At 63.9% G+C, this 16,364-nt stretch carries 15 protein-coding genes; 7 read left to right on the top strand and 8 right to left on the bottom strand.

Going from position 1 to position 16,364, the window contains the following annotated elements; translation table 11 throughout:
* Position 1: 1 nt before the first annotated feature.
* Positions 2-334, top strand: a complete 333-nt coding sequence (locus BRPE64_RS29475) for a DUF2322 family protein (RefSeq protein WP_044043873.1) — start codon at positions 2-4, stop codon at positions 332-334.
* Between the two features lie 49 nt (positions 335-383).
* On the opposite strand, the gene BRPE64_RS29470 is transcribed toward BRPE64_RS29475, so the two are convergent.
* Both BRPE64_RS29470 and kdgD read right to left on the bottom strand, forming a co-directional pair.
* Positions 384-1,733, bottom strand: coding sequence for an MFS transporter (locus BRPE64_RS29470; RefSeq protein ID WP_016348659.1), 1,350 nt, complete (start codon positions 1,731-1,733; stop codon positions 384-386).
* A gap of 193 nt (positions 1,734-1,926) precedes the next feature.
* Positions 1,927-2,844, bottom strand: coding sequence for a 5-dehydro-4-deoxyglucarate dehydratase (gene kdgD, locus BRPE64_RS29465; RefSeq protein ID WP_016348658.1), 918 nt, complete (start codon positions 2,842-2,844; stop codon positions 1,927-1,929).
* 210 nt (positions 2,845-3,054) lie between these two features.
* Here kdgD and garD point away from each other — a divergent pair, with 210 nt between their 5' ends.
* On the top strand, positions 3,055-4,647 hold the full coding sequence (gene garD, locus BRPE64_RS29460) for a galactarate dehydratase (RefSeq protein WP_016348657.1): 1,593 nt from the start codon (positions 3,055-3,057) through the stop codon (positions 4,645-4,647).
* A gap of 15 nt (positions 4,648-4,662) precedes the next feature.
* Here the strand turns inward: garD and BRPE64_RS29455 are convergent, their stop codons facing one another.
* The 4 genes from BRPE64_RS29455 to BRPE64_RS29440 form a co-directional block, all read right to left on the bottom strand.
* A complete protein-coding gene (locus tag BRPE64_RS29455) occupies positions 4,663-5,568 on the bottom strand; it encodes a LysR family transcriptional regulator (RefSeq protein WP_016348656.1) in 906 nt (301 codons plus the stop codon).
* A 64-nt stretch (positions 5,569-5,632) separates the two neighbouring features.
* Positions 5,633-6,379: an SDR family NAD(P)-dependent oxidoreductase gene (locus tag BRPE64_RS29450; RefSeq protein WP_016348655.1), complete on the bottom strand. Its 747-nt coding sequence runs from the start codon at positions 6,377-6,379 to the stop codon at positions 5,633-5,635.
* 50 nt (positions 6,380-6,429) lie between these two features.
* Complete coding sequence (locus tag BRPE64_RS29445) at positions 6,430-7,176, bottom strand: SDR family NAD(P)-dependent oxidoreductase (RefSeq protein ID WP_016348654.1); 747 nt, start codon at positions 7,174-7,176, stop codon at positions 6,430-6,432.
* A 136-nt stretch (positions 7,177-7,312) separates the two neighbouring features.
* On the bottom strand, positions 7,313-8,266 hold the full coding sequence (locus BRPE64_RS29440; RefSeq protein ID WP_016348653.1) for a GlxA family transcriptional regulator: 954 nt from the start codon (positions 8,264-8,266) through the stop codon (positions 7,313-7,315).
* A 173-nt stretch (positions 8,267-8,439) separates the two neighbouring features.
* On the opposite strand from BRPE64_RS29440, the gene BRPE64_RS29435 reads away from it, so the two are divergent.
* Positions 8,440-9,426: a nitrilase-related carbon-nitrogen hydrolase gene (locus tag BRPE64_RS29435; protein ID WP_016348652.1), complete on the top strand. Its 987-nt coding sequence runs from the start codon at positions 8,440-8,442 to the stop codon at positions 9,424-9,426.
* A 36-nt stretch (positions 9,427-9,462) separates the two neighbouring features.
* Positions 9,463-10,005, top strand: a complete 543-nt coding sequence (locus BRPE64_RS29430; protein ID WP_044043872.1) for a carbonic anhydrase — start codon at positions 9,463-9,465, stop codon at positions 10,003-10,005.
* Between the two features lie 66 nt (positions 10,006-10,071).
* Here the strand turns inward: BRPE64_RS29430 and BRPE64_RS29425 are convergent, their stop codons facing one another.
* Positions 10,072-11,373 (bottom strand): MFS transporter, encoded by a 1,302-nt coding sequence (locus BRPE64_RS29425; protein WP_016348650.1) that lies wholly within the window; start codon positions 11,371-11,373, stop codon positions 10,072-10,074.
* A 187-nt stretch (positions 11,374-11,560) separates the two neighbouring features.
* Here BRPE64_RS29425 and BRPE64_RS29420 point away from each other — a divergent pair, with 187 nt between their 5' ends.
* Complete coding sequence (locus BRPE64_RS29420) at positions 11,561-12,484, top strand: LysR family transcriptional regulator (protein WP_016348649.1); 924 nt, start codon at positions 11,561-11,563, stop codon at positions 12,482-12,484.
* Here BRPE64_RS29420 and BRPE64_RS29415 read toward each other — a convergent pair.
* Positions 12,468-13,400, bottom strand: coding sequence for a LysR substrate-binding domain-containing protein (locus BRPE64_RS29415; RefSeq protein WP_016348648.1), 933 nt, complete (start codon positions 13,398-13,400; stop codon positions 12,468-12,470). The two genes, BRPE64_RS29420 and BRPE64_RS29415, sit on opposite strands and share 17 nt — an antisense overlap.
* Before the next feature lie 163 nt (positions 13,401-13,563).
* Between BRPE64_RS29415 and pyk the strand changes: the two genes are divergently transcribed.
* Together pyk and BRPE64_RS29405 are read left to right on the top strand one after the other, a co-directional pair.
* The gene (pyk, locus tag BRPE64_RS29410; RefSeq protein ID WP_016348647.1) at positions 13,564-14,982 is read left to right on the top strand and encodes a pyruvate kinase; all 1,419 of its coding nucleotides are present in this window, start codon (positions 13,564-13,566) and stop codon (positions 14,980-14,982) included.
* A gap of 173 nt (positions 14,983-15,155) precedes the next feature.
* Complete coding sequence (locus BRPE64_RS29405; protein WP_016348646.1) at positions 15,156-16,364, top strand: mechanosensitive ion channel family protein; 1,209 nt, start codon at positions 15,156-15,158, stop codon at positions 16,362-16,364.

Raw genomic sequence — 16,364 nt, 5'->3', positions numbered from 1 at the left:
CGTGATTCAGCCGAGCAACGTATTCAAAGAGAACCTGGCGCAACTGCCCGCCATCGACGGCATCGAACGCGTCGATCTGATGAGCGGCGACGGTAACGTGGTCGCGAGTATCGAGAACAAGCCGGGCAAGCAAGGCTCGCTCGCGGTCTATCACTACCTGAAGCAGGCTTTCGGCACGCTCGACGCGCAAGCTGCCGAGCACGGTCTTGCCGTATTCGCCGAGCACACCGCCGATGCGCGCAGCCGTCCGGGCGCGCATCCGAACGTGGATCGTTTGCTCGACATCGTCGCGGGCGGCGAGCCGCTGCGCATCGACGTGATCGCGGCGCGCTAACGCACTCTGCGGCACACCGCGGCGCACTGAGGCGCCGCGACCACGCACATCAGGCCCGCAGTTCCACGCGCTTGATGTCCTTCACGATCACGAGATAGCTGAACACGGTGATCAGCGCGTTGATGCCGACGAACGCCAGCGCGCCATTGAACGATCCCGACTGCGCGACGAGATAGCCGATCACGATCGGCGTCACGATGCCCGCGACGTTGCCGAACATGTTGAAGATCGAGCCGGACAGCCCGATAGCTTCCTTCGGCGACGTATCCGCGACCACGGCCCAGCCCAGCGCGCCAATACCTTTGCCGAAGAACGCGAGCGACATCAGCGCGACGACGAGCCAGTCGGTATCGACATAATTACAGCCGATGATGCACGACGACAGCAGCATGCCGCCGACGATCGGCGCCTTGCGTGCCAGCGTGAGCGAGTGTCCGCGACGAATCAGGCCGTCGGAGATCACGCCGCCGAGCACGCCGCCCGTGAAGCCGCAGATCGCGGGCAGCGACGCCACGAAGCCCGCCTGCAGGATCGTCATGTGACGCGCCTGCACGAGATAGATCGGGAACCACGTAAGAAAGAAATACGTGAGGACGTTGATGCAGTATTGCGCGAGATAAACGCCGAGCAGCATGCGATTGGTCAGCAGCTGTTTGACGACAGGCCAGCCCACCGCGTTGGACTTGGCTCCCGCGCTGCCCGCACGCTGATGACCGCGCACGATGCCGCCGCCTTCCTCGATATATTCGAGTTCCTGCCGATTCACGCGCGGATGGTCCACCGGATTCTTCATCACGGAAAGCCACGTGATCGCGAGCGCGAGACCCGCGACGCCCATCACGATATACACGTGATGCCAGCCGAAGGCATGCGTGAGCCACGCCATCAACGGCGTGAACACGACAGCCGCGAAATACTGCGCGGCATTGAAAATAGCCGATGCCGTGCCGCGCTCTTGAGTCGGGAACCAGCTCGCGACGACTTTCGCATTCGCCGGGAACGCGGGCGCTTCGGCCGCGCCCATCATGAAGCGCAGCACGAAAAGCGCCGTCACCGCGGTGGCCGCGCTGCCGAGCAGGCCGATGGTGCTTTGCAACAGCGTGAAGAGCGACCACAGAAAGATGCTCGCCGCATACACGCGCCGCGCGCCGAAGCGATCGAGCAGCCAGCCCGCGGGAATTTGCGACAGCACATACGCCCAGCTAAAAGCCGAGAAGATATAACCCATGCGGATCGCATCGAAACCGAACTCGGCGCGCATTGCCGAGCCGGTCACGGACAGAGTCGCGCGATCTGCGTAGTTGAAGGTCGTGATCACGAAGATCAGCAACAGAATGAGATAGCGCACGCGGGTACGCTTCATGACGTCCGCGGGATTCGCGGCTCGGCTCATCGACATGGACTGCCCCTTTGTCGAGCAAAGCCGGTGCAGTAGCGTCTTGCTCTGCTCCCATGCTTTGCGGAATCGAACGTGCATCCGAAGGTGATGATGCACGTAGGGCCGAACATGCAGCCCTGATGTGCGAAGCGACGCGCGGCGTCGTTGCGGCGCCACGTGTTCCCGCGCTTCGCGTGTCTCCTGCCAGTGTTGCTTACTGCGCGCCGAGCTTCTTGATCAGCACGTCGAGCTGTTCGAACTCTTCTTCGGTCAGATCGGTCAGCGGCGCGCGCACCGGACCTGCATCATGGCCGACGAGCTTCGCGCCCGCCTTGACGATGCTCACCGCATAGCCCGCCTTGCGGTTGCGGATCTTCAGGTACGGCAGGAAGAATTCGTCGATGAGCTTGCCGACCGTTGCGTGGTCGTCCGCTGCGATCGCGCGGTAGAACTGCATGGCCGTCTTCGGGATGAAGTTGAACACCGCCGACGAGTACACCGGCACGCCCAGCGCCTTATATGCCGCTGCGTAGACTTCGGCTGTCGGCAGGCCGCCGAGGTAGGAGAAGCGGTCGCCCAGACGGCGGCGGATCGTCACCATGTTCTCGATTTCGCCGACGCCGTCCTTGAAGCCGATCAGGTTCGGGCAGGAGTCCGCCAGTTGCTCAAGCATGTCGGCGTTGAGCTTGGAATTCGCGCGGTTGTAGATGATCACGCCCATGTTCGGCACGGCCTTGCAGACTTCTTCGGCGTGGCGGCGAATGCCGTCCTGCGACGCTTCAGTCAGATAGTGCGGCATCAGCAGCACGCCGTGCGCGCCTTGCTTCTCGGCTTCCTGCGCAAATGCGATGGCCGTACGGGTCGGGCCGCCCGCGCCTGCCAGGATCGGCACCTTGCCGCGGCACACTTCGGTGGCGGTCTTCACGATCTGCGAATATTCGGGTTGCGTGAGCGAAAAGAACTCGCCCGTGCCGCCCGCGACGAACAACGCTGAAGCACCGTACGGAGCCAGCCATTCGAGGCGCTGCGCATACGTATCTGCGCGGAAGTTGCCTTGTTGGTCGAAATCCGTAATGGGGAAAGAAAGCAGGCCCTCAGAAACGATTTGCTTCAGTTCTTGCGGTGTCGTCATGGTGAATGTATCTCGTTAGGCAGCGACCGGCGGGTGCCGAGCTTATAAGTCATCGTACAACATGAAACACGGCCGGACAACCGTTTTATCTCAATGTAATCAACGAGTACGGGTAAATACTTATCAATTGTTGAGGACTATGTTGTAGGATGACATAACTCCTCGTCGCGCGTGGCTGCGTGGCGTTGTTCCGCTCAAGGAATCGTCAGAATGAATCAGTCTCCCCTCTATATTCGTGTCCATCCGGACGACAACGTCGCGATCGTCGTCAATGACGGCGGTCTCGGCGAAGGCGCTGCGTTCGCAGACGGTCTCGTGCTGCGCGAACGCGTGCCGCAGGGCCACAAGGTCGCGCTGAAAGATCTCGCGGAAGGCGACGCGGTCATCCGCTACAACGTCGTGATCGGCTACGCCACCAAGCCCTTGCCGAGGGGAAGCTGGGTGAACGAGCACGTCACGCGCATGCCGGCGTCGCCGGAACTGCACGATCTGCCCATCGCGACCATCAAGGCGCCGGACGAATCACCGCTGGAAGGCTTCACGTTCGAGGGCTATCGCAACGCGGACGGCTCGGTCGGCACGCGCAACATTCTCGCCATCACCACCACCGTGCAGTGCGTGGCGGACGTGGTGCAGCACGCGGTCGCGCGCATCAAGGTGGAATTGCTGCCGCAGTATCCGAATGTGGACGATGTCGTGAGCCTCGGCCACACCTACGGCTGCGGCGTGGCGATCGACGCACCCGACGCGATGGTGCCGATCCGCACCGTGCGCAACATCGCGCTGAACCCGAATTTCGGCGGCGAAGTGATGATGGTGAGCCTCGGTTGCGAGAAACTCCAGCCCGAACGCCTCATGCCGCCGGGCACCATTCCGATCTCGGCCGCCACGGCGCAAACGGAAGACGTCGCGGATATCGGCGACAACACGCACGACGACAACGGCGGCACCGTCGTGCTGCAGGACGAAGCGCACGTCGGCTTCGGTTCGATGATCGACTCGATCATGCGCATGGCGGATACGCACTTGAAGCGCCTGAACAATCGCCGGCGCGAGACGTGTTCGGCGGCGGATCTCGTCGTGGGCGTGCAGTGCGGCGGCAGCGATGCGTTCTCGGGTCTGACGGCGAATCCGGCGGTCGGTTTCGCGACCGACCTGCTGGTGCGCGCGGGCGCAACCGTGATGTTCTCGGAAGTCACGGAAGTGCGCGACGGCGTCGCGCAACTGACGGCGCGCGCGGCGAACGGCGAAGTGGCAGCGGCGATCATCCGCGAAATGCAGTGGTATGACGATTACCTGAAGCGCGGCGGCGCGGACCGCAGCGCGAACACCACGCCGGGCAACAAGAAGGGCGGGTTGTCGAATATCGTCGAGAAGGCGATGGGGTCCATCGTCAAGTCGGGCAGCTCGGCCATTTCAGGCGTGCTGTCGCCGGGCGAGAAGGTGAAGCAGAAGGGCTTGATCTACGCATCGACGCCCGCGAGCGATTTTATCTGCGGCACGCTGCAACTGGCGGCGGGCATCAACCTGCATGTGTTCACGACCGGACGCGGCACGCCGTATAGCCTGGCCGAAGTGCCGGTGCTCAAGGTCGCAACGCGCTCCGATCTCGCCCGCCGCTGGCACGATCTGATGGACGTGAACGCGGGCACCATCGCTACGGGCGAAGCGACTATCGCGGATGTGGGCTGGGAACTGTTCCGCCTGATGCTCGATGTCGCGAGCGGACGCAAGCAGACCAAAGCCGAGGCGCTCAAGCTGCACAACGCGCTCGTGCTGTTCAATCCGGCGCCGGTGACCTGAGCACCGTATTGCGCGTCAGGTGCGCGAATGCCGCCCGGCGTGGCGCGCCTTGAGTTCATCGAGGCGCGAAAGAAACAACCGCAAAGTCGGCGACTGATTCTTCGGGCTGAAGCCGACAGCGAGATCGATGGTCGGCACGTCGCCGGCGAGCGGTCGGCTCGTCACCGACCACGGCATCAAATTCTCGACGTAAGAAGGAATGAGCACGACGCCGCGCGTCGATGCCACGAGCGACATGACCATCGCCGGATTGTCGACCGTCTGCGCGGGCTCGAGCTTCACGCCCGAGCGTTCGAGATAGTCGTCGACGACCGTGCGCAGGAACCGCGCTTTGCCCGCCATCGCAATGAAGGATTCACCGGCGAGATCCTGCACGGCGACCTTGTCGCGCGCGGCCAGAGCGTGATCGCTCGGCATCAGCACGACGAGCGGTTCACGGTCGACAATCTCGTAAGCTAGATCGAAATCAGGCTCGGCGCGCATAAAGGCGACGTCGAGCCTTCCGCGCGCCACCGCTTCGGCAAGCTCGGTGGAATAGTCGCTTGATACCGTGACATCCACGTTCAGCAGTTCGTCGCGCAGCACGTGCATCGCGTCGGGCAGCCAGTTCATCTCCTGGCCCGTGAGAAAGCCCAGCGCGAAACGTTGCTTCGCGGGCTGGGCGGCGCGTCGCGCGGCTTCCACCGCCGCCTCGACCTGATTCAGCGCAATCCGCGCATGCTCGATGAACGCGCGTCCCGCCGCGGTCAACTCGACGCCGCGCGCCGTGCGCACGAAAAGGCTGGCGCCCACTTGATCTTCGAGATCGCGAATCTGCCGGCTGAGCGAAGGCTGCGACGTGTGCAATCGCTGCTCGGCCGCTTCGGTCAGGCTGCCCGTCTCGGCCACCGCAATGAAATAGCGCAGATGTCGCAGTTCCATGTTTGCCCGTGAAGACCAGATGATCGCGACCCCGTGCGAAACAGAATACATCACCCGGTCTGAATCAGAGCTTCGAGCCGCCATCGACATGCAGCGTTTCGCCGGTGATCCAGCGCGCCGCATCCGATGCGAGGAACGCCACCGCGTCGCCGATATCGTCGGGCTGCGCGACGCGCTTGAGCGCCTGCATCCCGAGCGTGGCCGCGCGGCCCGCTTCGGTCTTCGTGAAGTTCGACATGTCGGTGTCCACGACGCCCGGCGCGATCGCGTTCACGCGGATGCCGCGTTCCCCGAGCGCCGACGCGAAGTGCGTGACGAGCGTATCGACGGCGCCTTTCGTCGACGCGTACGCGGGCATGCTGCCCACCGCGGCGCGTGCCGCAAGCGACGACAACAGCACGATGCTGCTGCCCTTGCACATGACCGGCAGCAACTGCTGCACGAGGAAGAAGGGCGCGCGCACGTTGACGGCGAAGAGCGCGTCGAAGTCCTCGACGGTCGTCTCCTCGATGCTCGCGGGCCTCGAGATGCCCGCGTTGGCGACGAGAATATCGAGCCGCTCGCCGATCACTTCGCGCACGACGCGGGCGAGCCGGTGCGGCCCGTCCGCATCGAGCAGGTTGGCCTGCACCTTTTGCGCGGTGCCGCCGGCCGCGCGAATCTGCGCGACGACGGCATCGGCTTCCTGCTCGCCGCTGCTGTAGTGAATCAGCACGCCCGCGCCCGCTCGTGCCAGCGCGATGGCGGATGCGCGTCCGATACCGCGCGATGCGCCCGTCACGAGCGCGGTCTTGCCTGCCAGTTCTTTCATGATTCAACCCTCGGGTATGCGTGGAAAAAGACGCGCTGCGAACCGCTGCTTTAGCCGGCGGTTTTGCCGCCATCCACGGTGACGATCTGTCCCGTCATGAACGACGCCGCGTCCGATGCGACGAATACGATCGCGCGCGCGATATCGCCGGGCGTGCCGAGACGGCCGAGCGGCACCTTCGAGGCGAGCGCGGCGCGACGCTCGGCGGTGCCCGTGAAGCGTTCGAGCATGCCGGTGTCGGTCGGGCCGGGCGCCACCGCATTCACGCGCACGCCGAGCGACGCCACTTCGAGCGCGGCGGATTTCGTCATGCCTTCGACCGCGTGCTTGCTGCCCGCATACACCGACGCGAACGCCGCGCCTTCATGCCCGTAAGTGGACGACACGTTGACGATGCTGCCGCTGCCTTGCGCCTGCATCACGCGCAATTCGTGCTTCATGCTGAGCAGCGTGCCGAGCACGTTGGTGTCGAAGGTGGCGGCGTAGCTTGCGGCGCTCTGATCGACGATCGCGCCGGGCGCGCCTTCCGTGCCCGCGTTGTTCACGGCGGCGTCGATGCGGCCGAAGCGGGCGACGGCGCCATCGACGAGATTGCGCACGCTGTCGTCGTGACGCACGTCGGCGGCAATGAACACGGCTTCGGCGCCGCGTTCGCGCAGTTCGGCTTCGAGCGCCTTGCCTTCGGCTTCACGCCGTCCGGAGACGACGATGCGCGCGCCGCTGTCGGCGAAAGCGAGCGCCGTCGCGCGGCCGATGCCGGTGAGCGCGCCTGTGATGAGAATGACTGGCTGGTCCATGATTGACTCCATCGAGATGTTGAAGAAGGGCAGCGTTCGCTGCCGTCGATGGAATGCAATGTAGAGCGGGCCGATCCGGATGAAAAAGACTTTGTAGGCAGGAGGCCATGCTTCGCAGGCATGGCGCGAGACGGCGTCAGCTTTCGACGGGTTCCCGCCGTGCGTTTCTGCGCAGGACTTCCGCGGGCACGCCGAAGGTGCGCAGAAACGCGCGACGCATGCGTTCGCGGTCCGTAAAGCCGGTTTCCTTCGCCACGACATTGATGGCGTGCCGGCCTTGCTCGATCATGAATCGCGCGGCTTCGAGACGCAGCTGCTCCACGGCTTTTGCCGGCGACTGACCCGTCTCGGCCTGAAAAGCGCGGCTGAACTGGCGCGGGCTTAGATTGGCGACGGCGGCCAGTTCCTCGACCGAAAGCGCATTGCGCAAATTCCTGCGGATATGCACCAACACCGATTCGATTCGATCCGACTTCGGTGTCATGTCGAGCAAGGCCGAATGCTGCAATTGTCCGCCGAGCCGGCGCTGGTTCATCACGAGAAGGCGGGCGGCCAGCTTGGCGGTATCGGGACCGAGATCGTTATCGATCAACGCCAGAACGAGATCGATGCCCGCGGTCATGCCGGCCGATGTCCACACCGGACCGTCATTGATGAAGATGCGGTCTTCTTCGGTCGTAACGTGCGGAAAGCGGGCTCTGAATTCGGCGGCATGCGCCCAATGCATTGTCGCGCGGCGGCCGTCGAGCAGCCCGGCTTCGGCCAGCACGAATGCGCCGCTGCAAATGGATGCAATCCGCCGCGATGCTTGAGCTGCTTCGCGCACGAACGCGAGCATCGCCGGGTCGGAGGGCGGAATTTTCATCTCGGTGATGGAACCGATGATGATCGTGTCGAACGCCGGCTCGCCGAACGGCTCGGTCTGCAAGGTCATGCCGCCCGACGATTGCACCGGACCGCCGTGCGGCGACAGCAGACGGATGTCGTAGCACGGACCCTTGGGCGGCATGTTGACGATCTCGAAAGCCGTCAGCGCGGCGAGACTCATCATCTGAAATCGTTGCGGCACGATAAAACCGACGCGATGCATATTCACTCCAGCGTTCCCGAACTCGACCGCACGCACAAGCCGCTCGGGGCGCGGACAGGGATGGCATAAAAGGTGGCAACAACGACCTCATGGTAACGACGAGAAGCCTTAACGTACAAGCACGTACAAGCCATCCACTCATTTGCGTCACGTTCAGCAAAAGGAATCGCGTCATGTCGAAAGTCATCCGGGCCGCGGCCGTTCAGATCGCGCCCGTACTCTATAGCCGGGAAGGCACGGTCGATAAGGTCGTCAGGAAAATCCTCGAACTCGGGAAGAAGGGCGTGCAGTTCGCGACATTCCCGGAAACCGTCGTGCCCTATTACCCGTATTTTTCGTTCATCGAAGCGCCGTTCGCGATGGGCGCCGAGCATTACAAGCTGCTCGAACAGGCGGTGGTCGTGCCGTCCGAGACCACGCGAGCGATCGGCGATGCCGCGCGGCAGGCCGGCATGGTGGTGTCGATCGGCGTCAACGAGCGCGACGGCGGCACGCTCTACAACACGCAACTCCTGTTCGACGCCGACGGCACGCTCGTGCAGCGCCGCCGCAAACTCTCGCCCACCTATCACGAGCGGATGGTCTGGGGAATGGGCGACGGTTCGGGCCTGCGCGCCATCGATACCGCCGTGGGCCGCGTCGGTCAGCTCGCTTGCTGGGAGCACTACAACCCGCTCGCGCGCTATGCCCTGATGGCCGATGGCGAGGAAATTCATTCGGCGATGTATCCCGGCTCGTTCGCGGGCGATCTCTTCTCGGAGCAGATTTCCGTGAACATCCGCCAGCATGCGCTGGAGGCGGGCGCGTTCGTCGTGAACGCGACCGCGTGGCTCACGCCCGAGCAGCAACAACAGATCTTGCAGGACACCAACACGACCCAGATCGGCCCGATTTCAAGCGGCTGTTTCACGGCGATCGTTTCGCCCTCGGGCGAGTATCTCGGCGGCGAGCCGCTGCGTGAAGGCGAGGGCGAGATCATCGCCGATCTCGACTTCTGGCAGATCGACAAGCGCAAACGCATGATGGATTCGCGCGGCCATTACAGCCGCCCCGACGTGCTCGGCCTCGTGATCGACCGCACGCCGAAGATGCATGTCGTGGAGCGTTCGCTGCGCGCGCCCGGCGAGGAACCGGCGCGCGAACTCGAAGTGATCGGCTGAATGTCCGCAGAACGTATCCACGAAGGAGTGAGCAAGATGAACTTCAACGATGTCATGCTGGAGCGCAACGCCAGCTTCGCCGAGACCGGGTTCGCGCCCGAACTCAAGATGATGCCGTCGACGGGCACGGTCGTGGTCGGCTGCGTCGATCCACGGGTCGATCCCGTGAATGTGCTCGGGTTGGAACAGGGGGAAGCGGCTGTCATTCGCAATGTCGGCGGGCGCGTCAATAAAGCGCTGCTGGAGACGCTGGCGGTGCTGAGCGTGGTCGCGAAGGCGGCCGGACGGCCGGACGGCGCGCGCAATCTCGTGCTGCTTCAGCACACGGACTGCGGCATCATCGGTTGTCACCGGCATGCGCCCGCGCTGCTCGCGAAGCATCTCGACGTCGAGCCCGACGCCCTCGACGATCTCGCCATCACCGATCCGTACAGGGCGGTGACGCTCGATATCGCGGCGCTCAGGGCAAATACGCAATTGCCGGATGGTTTGATCGTGTCGGGCCTCGTCTACGACGTCAAAACCGGCCGTGTCGAAGCTGTCGTGCCGCCCGCGCCTTTGCGCGCGTCGACTGCCTGACGCCGATGCGCAAACAGGCCGCGATGCGCTCGCGGCCTGTCCGTCAACGGGAACGTGCTTTCCGTGTCAGTGCGCCGTGGCATTCCCCGGCGTGACCGGCGACTTCTGCGAGCGTGCCAGCAACAGCGTCAGAACCGCGGACATCACGAGCAGACCGGCAACGAAGTACAGACCGCCGCTGAAGCTGCCCGTCTGGTCCTTGATCCATCCGATCATCACCGGACCCGCAAAGCCGCCGAGATTGCCGATCGAATTGATCGCGGCGATGCCGGTGGCAGCGGCGGCGCCGGACAGGAACATCGTCGGCATGGTCCAGAGCGGCGGCTTCGCGCAACTGATGCCGATATTCACCAACGTGAGCGCCGCGATCAGTCCGACCACGCTGCTCGGCATCGCCGCAATCACGAGACCGATCGCCGCCGCGACACACGCCAGCACGACGTGCCACGTGCGCTCGCCGGTGCGGTCGGAGTGGCGCGACCAGAAGATCATCGCGACGATCGACACGACGGGCGGAATCGCGTTGAGCACGCCGACGGTCATCGACGAAACTCCGAGTTGCTTGATGATCTGCGGCGCCCAGATGCCGAGCGTGTACAAACCCGCCGACGTCCCGAAGTAAATCAGCGAGAGCGCCAGCACGCGCGGATTCGCGAGACCGCTGAGGATGCCGTGCTTCGCGCTGCCCGCCCGGCTGGCGGCTTCCTGATTCATGACGCCGACCAGCCAGTTGCGCTCGTCTTCCTTCAGCCACTTCGCCTTTTCGGGTTTGTCGGTCATATAGAAAAAGACGACGACACCCAGAATCAGCGCGGGGATGGCTTCCAGAATGAACATCCACTGCCAGCCGTGCAGGCCCATGACGCCGTTCATTTCGAGCAACGCGGCGGAAAGCGGCGAGCCGATCGCGGTGGAGATGGGCGCTGCGGCCATGAAGAACGCCGTCACGCCCGCGCGGTGCCGCGCCGGGAACCAGTAGCTGAGATACAGGATGATGCCCGGAAAGAAGCCCGCCTCGGCCGCGCCAAGCAGAAACCGCACGATATAAAAGCTCGTCGGCCCTGTGACGAAGGCCATGCACGCGGAAATGATGCCCCACGTGACCATGACGCGGGCAATCCACATGCGCGCGCCGACCTTGTGCAGCACGATGTTCGACGGCACTTCGAACAGGAAATAGCCCCAGAAGAAGATGCCCGCGCCGAAGCCGAGAATCGAGGCGCTGAAACCCAGATCCGATTTCATCGTGAGCGAGGCGAAGCCGATATTGACGCGGTCGATATAGGCGATGAAGTACAGCAGCATGATGAACGGCACGATGCGCCAGCTGACCTTGCGCAGGGTGCGTTTCTCCAGATCCGTAACCATGGAATGTCTCCGTTTTCCGATAACTGATCGATATGTCGGGCCGTCTGTCGCGGCTTGGCGCCGGTCTTCGATGTCTTGAAGAGGCGCGTCTTTCTTTGTTTTTTCTGTTGTCGGAATGCAGGTTAGAACCGATTGAACGGCGTATGAATCGAGCTAAACTTAAAACATCATTGCAAAAAATTCACGAATGAACACGGACTCGGAGTTGAGCTTTTTCTGTCTGCTGGTAAAGCAAGGCAGCCTCGCGGCCACGGCGCGGGAGCTGAACCTGACGCCGCCGGCGGTTTCGCGCCGGCTCTCGGCGCTGGAAGACCGGCTCGGCGTCCGTCTGCTCAATCGCACGACCCGGCGCATCAGCCTGACGAGCGAAGGCGAGGTCTATTTCGCGAATGCCCAGCGCATTCTGAGCGACATCGACGACATGGAACGCCTCGTGTCGAGCAGCCGCGCCGCGCCGAAAGGACTGCTGCGCGTAAATGCGCCGCTCGGATTCGGCCGCTCGTATATCGGTCCGTCGATTTCCGTCTTCAGCGTGAATTACCCCGACGTCGAAGTGCAACTGCATCTCACCGACCGGCCCGTCAGCCTGCCCGACGAAAGCATCGACGTTTCGGTGCGCTTCGGCGAAATGCCGGATTCACGCCTCATCGCCAAGAAAATTGCCTCGAACCGGCGGCTTCTCGTGTGCTCGCCGGTCTATCTGCGTGCGGCCGGCGAACCGGCGCATCCGCATGATCTGACGCAGCATCAGTGCATCGTCCTGCGGCAGAACGAGGCGGCGTACGGCAATTGGCGCCTGAGCCGCGGCGGACGCACGGAGACGGTCAAGGTGCACGGCAAGCTCAGCACCAACGACGGCGAAGTCGCGCTCAACTGGTCGCTCGAAGGACAGGGCATCCTGATGCGCGCCGAGTGGGACGTCGCCAAATATCTGCGCAGCGGCCGGCTGGTGCAGGTTCTGGGCGACTACGACACGCCGCCCGCCGACATTTACGCCGTCTACCCGGAGCGCCTGAACCTGTCGGCGAAAGTGGCGTGCTTCGTCGAGCATTTGCGCGACTATCTCGGGCAGCATGCCGACGGCCCGTCGCCGGTCAGCTCGAACTGGTAGCGGCGACTTCGCCTTCGAGTTCGTGCGCGATGAAGTCGACGAAAGCACGAATCCGGTTCGACATCTGATGCCGCTGGGAATAGACCGCGAAGATATCCGCGTTCGGCGTTTCGTGATCGGGCAGCACGCGAACGAGTGAACCTTGCGCCAGATACTGCTTGATGTCCCATTCGGCGCGCATCAGGATGCCGTGCCCTTCGAGCGCCCATTTGACGGCGATCTCGCCGTCGTTCGTGGTCAGGGTGCCGTTGATGCGCACCGCCTCCGTCTTGCGCGACGTCCCCCGGCCCGACACCAGACGCCACACGCCATAGGCTTCGTCGCCCTGGCGGATGCCGATGCAGTTGTGCCGCGCGAGATCGTGCGCGGTGAGCGGCATGCCGCGCGCCGCGATATACGACGGCGCGGCGCACAACAGCCGCCGGTTCGCCGCGAGCCGCCGCGCGACGACCCGCGTATCGGGCGGCTCGCCGAAGCGGATGCAGACGTCGAAGGCATCGTCGGTGAGCGGCGGCGGCGTGACCGACAACTGAAGCTGCACGGCCACCTGCGGATATTGCGCGACGAACCGCGATATCACCGGCGCGACGTGGCTGCGCCCGAAGCCGAGCGTCGCGTTCACGCGCAGCAGGCCTTTCGGACTGCGCTTCGCGGAGCCTAAGAGTTCCGAGAGTTCGTCGATTTCGTCGAGAATGCGGCGCGCGTGTTCGAGATACAGCTCGCCCTCGGGCGTGAGCATCATCCTCCGGGTCGTGCGATTGACGAGCGCCACGCCCGCGCGCGTTTCCATCTGCGAGAGACGCTTGCTGACGGCCGCCGCCGTGAGGCCCAGCTCGCGCGCGGCGGCGCTCAGGCTGCCGGCTGCGGACAGCGTGGAAAAGAAGCTCAGATCGGCGGGTTGGACGGTATCGGGCATCGGGCGCGGTCGAGATTATTCGTGAATAAAAGTTAACGATACTTTAAGTTTAGCCCCGGTTTTGGAGTCATGATGTGGGTAAAGTTCAGGCACACACAGACCGGCGCATTGCGCGCGCCGGTCGATCAATCAGCCGCCCGCGCGGCCTGAAAGGAGCCGACGGATGCACCGCACTCGAAACGCCAAGATCGTTGCCACGCTGGGTCCCGCGAGCACGAGTCACGAAACCATCGAAGCGCTGCATGAGGCGGGCGCCGACGTGTTCCGGCTGAATTTCAGCCACGGCACGCACGAAGATCATCAGCGGCGGCTCGAAGTCATCCGCGCCGTCGAGAAGCGGGCGGGGCGGCCCATCGGCGTATTGCTCGATCTGCAAGGGCCGAAGCTACGCATCGGCACGTTTGCGAACGGCCCGGTCGTGCTGGACAAAGGCGCGTCGTTCCGGCTCGATCTCGACGCGACGCAACCCGGCGACACCACGCGCGTCGCGCTTCCGCACCCCGAAATTTTCGCGGCGCTCAAGCCACAGACCAATCTGCTGCTCGACGATGGCCGTATTCAGCTGCGCGTCGAGCGTTGCGGGCGCGACTTCGCGGAAACGACCGTGATCGTCGGCGGGACGCTTTCTGAGCGCAAGGGCGTCAATGTTCCGGATGTCGTGCTGCCGCTCTCGGCCATGACGGAGAAGGACCGGCGCGACCTGGAGTTCGGGCTGACGCTCGGCATCGACTGGCTGGCGCTGTCTTTCGTGCAGCGCGTTGAAGACATTCGCGAGGTGCGCGAGATCGTCGGGGATCGGGTCGGCATCGTGGCCAAGCTGGAGAAGCCGGCTGCGATCGGCAGTTTGGATGCGATCGTCGAGGAGGCGGATGCCGTGATGGTCGCGCGCGGCGATCTCGGCGTCGAGATGCCGGCCGAACAGGTTTCGGCGATCCAGAAGCGTATCGTGCGGTCGTGCCGCAAGGCCGGCAAGCCGGTGATCGTGGCCACGCAAATGCTCGAATCGATGGTGTCCGCTCCGGTGCCGACCCGCGCCGAAGCCTCGGATGTGGCGACCGCCATCTACGACGGCGCCGACGCCGTGATGCTGTCGGCGGAATCGGCGAGCGGCAAATATCCCGTCGAAGCGGTGCGCATGATGGACCGCATCATCGCGCAGACCGAGCGCGATCCGTACTACCGCGAAGTGATCGCCGCTTCGCACGCGGCGCCGCGCGCGAACACGTCGGATGCGATCGGCTATGCGATGCGCCACGTGACGGGCCTGCTCGACGCCGCGGCCACCGTCGCATATACGTGCTCCGGTTACTCGGCCTTGCGGATGGCGCGCGAGCGGCCGGGCGCGCCGATCGTCGGCATGACGCCGCAGATCGGGACGGCGCGGCGTCTCGCGCTCGTGTGGGGCGTGCATCCGGTCGTATGCAGGGAAGTCGCGGACATGCTCGAAATCAGCGAACTGGCCTGCGCGACCGTGCGCGAGGAAGGTTTCGGCGCGACGGGCGACACTGTCGTGATTTCGGCGGGCATGCCGTTCGGCACGCCGGGCACGACCAATCTTCTGCGCATCGCGCAGATCGCGTGAGCGATTCGCGGGCGGCGCGCGTAGCCGCCCATGCGGTCCACCGCGCAAAGCGGACCGCCGCTACGCCACTACAATAGCCAACGCTGCAAAAAAGCCTCACGTTCGATCTGACTGACCAATCCGCCGGCCCCGATCCGCGCAGCAACATCGGTTCTCCGGTATCGGGAGCGTCCATGTTCGACGGGATTTTTCACATCGAAAGCGGACCGGGCTTGCCGCACGTCTACGTCCACACGGAAAGCTGGGTCGTCGCGATTCTGCTGATCGTGGCCTTGCTGCTGTCGATTCTGCTCGCGAGCGCCGTCTGCTATTACGTGACGCGCACGCTGATGCTGCTGATCGTGAACCGGCTGGCGCGCAAGCCAGGGCGCAAGTGGCTGAGCGCTGCGGAGCGCCATCGCGTGTTTCACCGGCTCGCGCCGCTTGTGCCCGCCGGAATCATCTATGCGTCGGCGCCGCTGCTCTCCGGACTCACGTTCCCGCTGATCGCGGCGCTCGGCCGGCCGCTGGCGATTCTCGCGGCCTGCTACATGGTCTACACGCTGCTGCGCGCGGCGCTCGCGCTGCGCGACAGCATCGAGGAACGTTACAGCCATGTGCCTTCGTCGGGCGAGCGGCCGATCAAGAGCTTCCTGCAGATCGCCACCATCGTGGTTTATCTGGTCACGCTGATCGCCGTGGTTTCGCTGCTGATGGAGCGTTCGCCCGTCTATCTCCTCACCGGCCTAAGCGCGATCACGGCGTTGCTCATCATCATCTTCCGCGACTCGCTGCTCGGCTTCGTTGCCAGTATCCAGCTCGCGGCGTACGACATGCTGCGTGTCGGCGACTGGATCGAAGTGCCCGGCTTCGTCGCCGATGGCACCGTCATCGATATCGCGCTGAACACCATCAAGGTACGCAACTTCGACAACACCATCGTGATGTTGCCGAGCCAGTTACTGCTGACGAACAGTGTGAAGAACTGGCGCGGCATGACGGAATCCGGCGGGCGGCGCCTGAAACATGCGATTCACTTCGATGTGGACACCATCCGCTTCCCCGACGACGCATTGCTCGCGCGTCTGCGCGAAGTCATCGAACGGCCGCTTGTGACGGGTGAAGACGAGCGCCGCACGAATCTCGGTTTGTATCGCGGCTATCTGAGCGGCTATTTTCGCGATCATCCGGCCGTGCGGCACGATCTGCCGGTCGTGATTCGTCAGGTGCAATCGGCGGCGCCGATCGTCGCGCTGGAGATTTATCTTTATGTCGACGAGATTCGCTGGGAGGCGTACGAGAAACTGCAATCGGACATGCTGGATCATGCTTACGGCGTCGTGCCGCTATTCGGCCTGCGCTGCTGGCAGCCGGAATATGTCGCGTCCAGAACGCCGACCTGA

The sequence above is a fragment of the Caballeronia insecticola genome (assembly GCF_000402035.1).
GTDB lineage: Bacteria > Pseudomonadota > Gammaproteobacteria > Burkholderiales > Burkholderiaceae > Caballeronia > Caballeronia insecticola.
This window is presented reverse-complemented; position numbering and strand designations above follow the sequence as displayed.

Coding starts and splice junctions, on each gene's coding strand:
- BRPE64_RS29470 (WP_016348659.1), bottom strand. CDS start 1,733: ATGTCGATGAGCCGAGCCGCGAATCCCGCGGACGTCATGAAGCGTACC.
- kdgD (WP_016348658.1), bottom strand. CDS start 2,844: ATGACGACACCGCAAGAACTGAAGCAAATCGTTTCTGAGGGCCTGCTT.
- garD (WP_016348657.1), top strand. CDS start 3,055: ATGAATCAGTCTCCCCTCTATATTCGTGTCCATCCGGACGACAACGTC.
- BRPE64_RS29455 (WP_016348656.1), bottom strand. CDS start 5,568: ATGGAACTGCGACATCTGCGCTATTTCATTGCGGTGGCCGAGACGGGC.
- BRPE64_RS29450 (WP_016348655.1), bottom strand. CDS start 6,379: ATGAAAGAACTGGCAGGCAAGACCGCGCTCGTGACGGGCGCATCGCGC.
- BRPE64_RS29445 (WP_016348654.1), bottom strand. CDS start 7,176: ATGGACCAGCCAGTCATTCTCATCACAGGCGCGCTCACCGGCATCGGC.
- BRPE64_RS29440 (WP_016348653.1), bottom strand. CDS start 8,266: ATGCATCGCGTCGGTTTTATCGTGCCGCAACGATTTCAGATGATGAGT.
- BRPE64_RS29435 (WP_016348652.1), top strand. CDS start 8,440: ATGTCGAAAGTCATCCGGGCCGCGGCCGTTCAGATCGCGCCCGTACTC.
- BRPE64_RS29430 (WP_044043872.1), top strand. CDS start 9,463: ATGAACTTCAACGATGTCATGCTGGAGCGCAACGCCAGCTTCGCCGAG.
- BRPE64_RS29425 (WP_016348650.1), bottom strand. CDS start 11,373: ATGGTTACGGATCTGGAGAAACGCACCCTGCGCAAGGTCAGCTGGCGC.
- BRPE64_RS29420 (WP_016348649.1), top strand. CDS start 11,561: ATGAACACGGACTCGGAGTTGAGCTTTTTCTGTCTGCTGGTAAAGCAA.
- BRPE64_RS29415 (WP_016348648.1), bottom strand. CDS start 13,400: ATGCCCGATACCGTCCAACCCGCCGATCTGAGCTTCTTTTCCACGCTG.
- pyk (WP_016348647.1), top strand. CDS start 13,564: ATGCACCGCACTCGAAACGCCAAGATCGTTGCCACGCTGGGTCCCGCG.
- BRPE64_RS29405 (WP_016348646.1), top strand. CDS start 15,156: ATGTTCGACGGGATTTTTCACATCGAAAGCGGACCGGGCTTGCCGCAC.